General features: G+C 43.7%; 6 protein-coding genes. All 6 read right to left on the bottom strand.

Annotated features, from left to right (window positions below):
- Nucleotides 1-161: 161 nt before the first annotated feature.
- Entirely contained in the window at nt 162-911 is a 750-nt protein-coding gene (locus tag H5072_RS10220) for a HesA/MoeB/ThiF family protein (protein ID WP_182693472.1), read from the bottom strand.
- Complete coding sequence (gene thiE / locus H5072_RS10215; RefSeq protein ID WP_182693471.1) at nt 904-2,442, bottom strand: thiamine phosphate synthase; 1,539 nt, start codon at nt 2,440-2,442, stop codon at nt 904-906. Before thiE ends, H5072_RS10220 begins: the two co-directional genes overlap by 8 nt.
- Before the next feature lie 10 nt (nt 2,443-2,452).
- The gene (locus tag H5072_RS10210) at nt 2,453-3,244 is read right to left on the bottom strand and encodes a thiazole synthase (protein ID WP_182693470.1); all 792 of its coding nucleotides are present in this window, start codon (nt 3,242-3,244) and stop codon (nt 2,453-2,455) included.
- A gap of 5 nt (nt 3,245-3,249) precedes the next feature.
- Nucleotides 3,250-3,444 (bottom strand): sulfur carrier protein ThiS, encoded by a 195-nt coding sequence (gene thiS / locus H5072_RS10205; protein ID WP_154904268.1) that lies wholly within the window; start codon nt 3,442-3,444, stop codon nt 3,250-3,252.
- Nucleotides 3,445-3,451: 7 nt separating this feature from the next.
- Nucleotides 3,452-4,453, bottom strand: a complete 1,002-nt coding sequence (locus H5072_RS10200; protein WP_182693469.1) for an FAD-dependent oxidoreductase — start codon at nt 4,451-4,453, stop codon at nt 3,452-3,454.
- Between the two features lie 106 nt (nt 4,454-4,559).
- Nucleotides 4,560-5,798: phosphomethylpyrimidine synthase ThiC (gene thiC, locus H5072_RS10195; RefSeq protein WP_182693468.1), on the bottom strand; the 1,239-nt coding region annotated here is incomplete at its 5' end.

Below are 5,798 nucleotides of genomic sequence, written 5' to 3'. Positions count from 1 at the left end.
ATAGAAATTACGAGCTTTGCTCGTCACGCCAGCAAGCTGTGCGTCAACAAGCTTGGTGCAAAAGTTTGATATGTTGTAGGCGTGAAGCTTGCTCACGCGAAAAGCGCAGCTTTTAATTCTTTAACGCTACATTTAATAAAAGGCACAAGCCCCTCAAAAACTTATTTACCACACTCTTTACACTCTGAATCTTTAATCACTTTAAAGTGCTGTTGTTTTAAAGTGAGCGCATCAAAGGTTATAAACACACCTCCCTCTGCATGCCCCAGCAATAAGTTGAGCGTAAGTTGCGCCTGCATAGAGCCTATTACACCAAGTAACGGGCTAATAACCCCAGCGTTACTGCAATTGATAACCGGTGTAGCTTCGCCCTGTGGAAAAACACAGCCATAACATGGGCTATCACTTTGCCTAAAATCAAAGCCCATTAATTGCCCTTTGGTTGCGAGTGCAGCACCCGAAATTAACGGTGTTTTATTGCTAATACAATAACGGTTTACACTATAGCGAGTACTAAAGTTATCAGAGCAATCAAGTACGATGTCAGCACCTTTGAGCATGTTAGCTGCATTACTCTCATCTAGCTTTTGACAATGCGTTACTATGTTTATTTGATTATTAAGACTCGCTAATACTTTACCCGCTGCGGCGACCTTGCTTTGTCCTAAGTGATTTATTTTATAAAGCACTTGGCGTTGTAAGTTTGAAAGCTCCACCTCATCATCGTCAATTAAAATAAGCGTTCCAATACCTGCAGCGGCTAAATATAAAAGCGCTGGGCTACCTAGACCACCAGCCCCCACTACTGCAACCGTTGAGGATTTAAGTGCTAATTGCCCTTCAAGCCCAACTTCTTCAAGCAACAAATGGCGGCTATAACGCAGAGTATCTTTATCGCTGAGCTTATCCATTAGACTGGTTTATAACACTTTTCAGCGCGCTAATCGCAGCAGTATAATCATCTGCTTCACTTATGGCTCGTACTACCGCAACACTGCCTACACCTGTATCTGCAACCTCGCTTGCACGGCTTAAATCAATCCCGCCTATTGCTACTGTTGGGTAGCTTTGCATAAGTGGTACAAACTTAATCAGCTTTTCAAGGCCTTGTATTTGACCTGTCATATCTTTTGTTGTGGTTGGGTAAATAGCGCCAAATGCCATATAACTAGGGAGATAATTATGCGCACGTAGCATTTCATAAAAACCATGAGTAGAAAGCCCAAGCCTTAACCCAGCGTCTTTAATTGCCGCTAAATTAGCAATGTCTAAATCCTCTTGCCCTAAATGCACGCCATATGCACCGTGCTTAATAGCTAACTGCCAGTAGTCATTTATAAATACCTGTGCGTTGTATTGCTTGCCCAGCTCAACAGCATGCTTAATGAGCTCATCAAGCTCGTCTTGCGTTTTATTTTTAACGCGTAACTGCGCTGTTTTAATACCTTGTTGTAAGCACTTTTCTAACCAATCGGTACTATCTACAACTGCATATAAGCCAAGCGATTTACTTTCACATGGAGCAAAATCAGCAGCCATATTAAAATCAAGCGGCACATCAAAATCTAATTCATCACCCAGCCAACTCCCCGGCTCAATCACTTGTGGGTAGTCAGCTAAATTAGTGGGGAACGATGTATGAGCAACCGGTCCAATCCCTTCGCCATAGCGTACCGACTGTTTTAGCCCTTGGTTTATATATGCTTTAGCTAAAATAAAGGCATCTTTTAATGGGTAGTCTTTAGCTAAACACGCAGCAATGACCGAAGCCATGCTACATCCGGTGCCGTGGTTATGCGGTGTTTGTATTTTTTGATTACCTAACCAATATTCTTCGCCATTTTGTGTATTACTATCAATACAATAATCAATGCAGTAGCCACTTGGGTAATCCCAATGCCCGCCTTTAATAACAACGGCTTTTGCACCCCAGCTTAATAGCTTATTAGCCGCTTCTTTTATTGCAGCCGGGCCAATTAAATACACACCGGTTAATAACTGTGTTTCGTGGGTGTTTGGGGTTATTACATCCACCAGCGGCAGTAAACATTCTTTTATTGCACTTACCGTGTCCTCTTCTGTTAGTAAGTCACCGCTTGAGGCAATAGCGACAGGGTCATATACAATAACGGGAGGCACAGGCCACTTAGCTTTATAATGACTTATATGTTCGCTGATCAACTGAATTTGCTGCACATTGGCTAACATGCCAATTTTTATTACTTTGGCTTTCATGTCTTTTTCAAGCGCAAGTAACTGCGATTCAATAATATCGGTAGACACTGCATTAATAGCTTCTACGCCTAAACTATTTTGTGCAGTAAGCGCCGTAATTGCCGTGCAGCCATGTACACCAAAACTTTGCATTGCTTTTATATCTGCTTGAATACCTGCACCGCCGCCAGAGTCAGATCCGGCAATTGTCCACACTACGTTATTCATATTCTTTCCTTCACTGCTGATGCCAAAATGGCATACCCATTGTTGGGGTTGATGGGGCTGCAACGTCTTTTTCAGGCATTGCTTTTGCTTGATATGCAAAGCGCCCTGCTTCAACTGCGGCTTTAAATGCGCGGCTCATAGTAATTGGGCAGCCCGCCCCTGCAATGGCTGAATTTAATAATACCGCATCATACCCCATTTCGAGTGCTTGGCAGGCATGCGATGGCAAACCTAAACCTGCATCTACTATTAATGTGGTATCGGGTAAACGCTCTCGAATAGTTTTTAAATTATAGCTATTTAACAAGCCTTTACCGGTGCCTATTGGCGCCCCCCACGGCATAAGCACCTCACACCCTAGCTCATTTAAGCGCTGGCAAAGTACTAAGTCATCGGTGCAATAAGGCAATACTTTAAAGCCATCATTAATTAATATTTTTGTGGCTTCAAGTAACGCAAAAGGGTCAGGCTGTAAATTGTAATCATCGCCAATCAGCTCCAGCTTAATCCAGTCGGTGGCAAATACCTCTCGGCACATTTTTGCAAGCGTTATGGCTTCTTTAACACTGTGGCACCCGGCGGTATTAGGCAGTATTTTTAAGCCTGTATTTTTTATTAACCGCCAAAAGTCATCACCGGCTGCTGCACTTTGTTGGCGCCTAAGCGACACGGTAACAATTTCAGCCCCTGAGGCGACTATCGATTGGGTCATAATATCGGGCGACGGATAAAGCGCAGAGCCGATTAATAAACGACTCTTTATTTGCTCACCATAAATAGTTAAACAGTCTTTAGCTTGCATGAGCTTTATCCGCCTTGAATGGGTGACAGCAACTCAACACTGTCGCCCTCATTAAGTACATAGTTACTGTGCCAACTTTGTGGAATAAATTCGCCATTAACAGCCACAGCAAAAGGCGCAACTGCACCAAAACTTTGAAGTACCTCAACGAGTGCTTTGCTATTAACATTAAGTAGCTCGCCATTAATTGTAATGTTCATTTTATTCTCACTCTATTCGTGAAACTACTTGCGCCACTAATGCCGGTGCCAGCATATAACCATGACGATATAAGCCGTTAATGCTAATTACATTACCAACTTGTGATACTTCTGGGCGGTTATCGCTAAATGCAGGGCGTAATCCGGTTTGAATATTAAGTAGCCGTGCTTCGGCAAATCCGCTGTGTACGGTATAAGCCGCTGAAAGTAACTCAAGAGTTGATCGCACTGTTGCGGCGCCGCTATCTTGCGATTCGATTTCGGTCGCACCAATTACATATTCATGATTCGGTTTAGGCGCTATATAAATTGGGTAACGCGGATGCATTAAACGCACAGGTCGCGTTAAATTTACTTCAGGTGCATATAATCTTGCTACTTCACCGCGCACACCTCTAAGCGGTTTATCGCTTTTAGCACCAAGCCCACGACAATCTATAATATAGTCAAATGGCCGATTATTTATTTCGCCGTTTTTAATGGTTACGCGCTGGTTAAACACACACTTAACTTTGCGCTTGTTGAGCATGGTAAAACTTGCTTTATAAAAGGCTTGGTTATCTATTTGCCCCTCGCAGGGTAAAAATAGACCTTGGTTAAACCGATTAGCAAGCTCTGGCTCTAACTGCGCTATTTGCTGAGCATTTAATGCCTGAGCGCAGTGCCCTGCTATGGGCTTTATTCTCTGAGTAAAGCTTTGTAGGTCGCCCTTATCTTGCTGATGCGCAACGACCAATGTACCTTGCTGCTGAAAAAACACATCCCCCTCAAGTTCACTCACTATTTCTGGCCAGCGCTTCATTGAATCAAGCCCCATTAAAGCTAAATCAGCCTCACACAATACCGACTCAGCCAGCGGTGCCAGCATGGCTGCTGCCACTTTACCGGCGCTATTTGGGGTTTGCTCATCGTCTGCTTCAAACACCGTTACATGATGCAACTTACTTAGCTCAAGGGCAGCTAAGCGCCCTGCTAAACCAAAACCCACCACAGCAATGTTATAAAACATAAAACCTCCAAAAGCAGTTATTAGTAGGTGCGAACTCACTCGCACTTCTTCAATGTTTAAAGAAGCGAGGTATAAAACCTCACCTACATCTGTATCTAACTTATTCCTATACCGCTTTGTGGTAAATTTCTGAGCCTGTTTGCTTAAACTGGGCAGATTTAGCTTTCATCTCGGCTTCTACATCAATCATTTTTATTTCAATAGCCTCGCCAGCGTCATTTGGATCAATACCGCGTGTTTCTAAATCTTTAGCGTAATCGCGTACTTCTTGGCTAATTTTCATAGAGCAAAATTTAGGGCCACACATAGAGCAAAAGTGAGCCACTTTGCCTGATTCTTGCGGAAGGGTTTCGTCGTGATACTCACGAGCACGCTCTGGATCTAAACCAATATTAAATTGATCATGCCATCTAAACTCAAAACGTGCTTTTGATAGCGCGTTATCGCGCTCTTGCGCGCCTGGGTGCCCCTTTGCTAAATCGGCGGCGTGCGCTGCAATTTTGTAGGTAATTAAGCCTTCTTTTACATCTTCTTTATTTGGCAGGCCTAAATGCTCTTTAGGTGTTACATAACAAAGCATTGCACAGCCGTACCATGCTATTTGGGCCGCCCCAATACCAGAGGTGATATGATCGTACCCTGGTGCAATATCGGTCGTTAACGGGCCTAAAGTGTAAAATGGCGCTTCGTCGCAATGCTTTAATTGCTCATCCATATTGGCTTTAATCATGTGCATTGGCACATGCCCTGGGCCTTCAATAAATACTTGTACGTCGTGTTTCCACGCAATTTTAGTCAGTTCACCTAATGTGCGCAGCTCACTAAACTGCGCTTCATCGTTGGCATCAGCAATCGAGCCTGGGCGAAGACCATCACCTAATGAAAAACACACATCGTATTGTTTTAAAATTTCGCAAATGTCTTCAAAGTGCGTGTATAAAAAGTTTTCTTTGTGATGCGCTAAACACCACTTAGCCATAATTGAGCCACCGCGCGACACAATACCGGTTACACGTTTAGCCGTCATTGGTACGTAGCGAAGCAGTACACCCGCATGAATAGTAAAGTAATCAACACCCTGCTCGGCTTGTTCAATAAGCGTATCGCGGAAAATCTCCCACGTTAAATCCTCAGCCACACCATTTACTTTTTCAAGCGCTTGATAAATCGGTACTGTGCCAATAGGTACAGGCGAGTTACGTACAACCCATTCGCGCGTTTCGTGAATGTAACGTCCCGTTGATAAGTCCATCACGGTGTCTGCGCCCCAGCGGGTAGACCACACCATTTTTTCTACTTCTTCTTCAATAGATGAGCTAACCGATGAGTTACCAATGTTGGCATT

It is taken from the genome of Pseudoalteromonas sp. SR45-5, from assembly GCF_014163565.1.
Lineage (GTDB): Bacteria > Pseudomonadota > Gammaproteobacteria > Enterobacterales > Alteromonadaceae > Pseudoalteromonas > Pseudoalteromonas distincta.
Note: the sequence above shows the minus strand (reverse complement) of the source record. Positions and strands in the feature narration are given on the sequence as shown.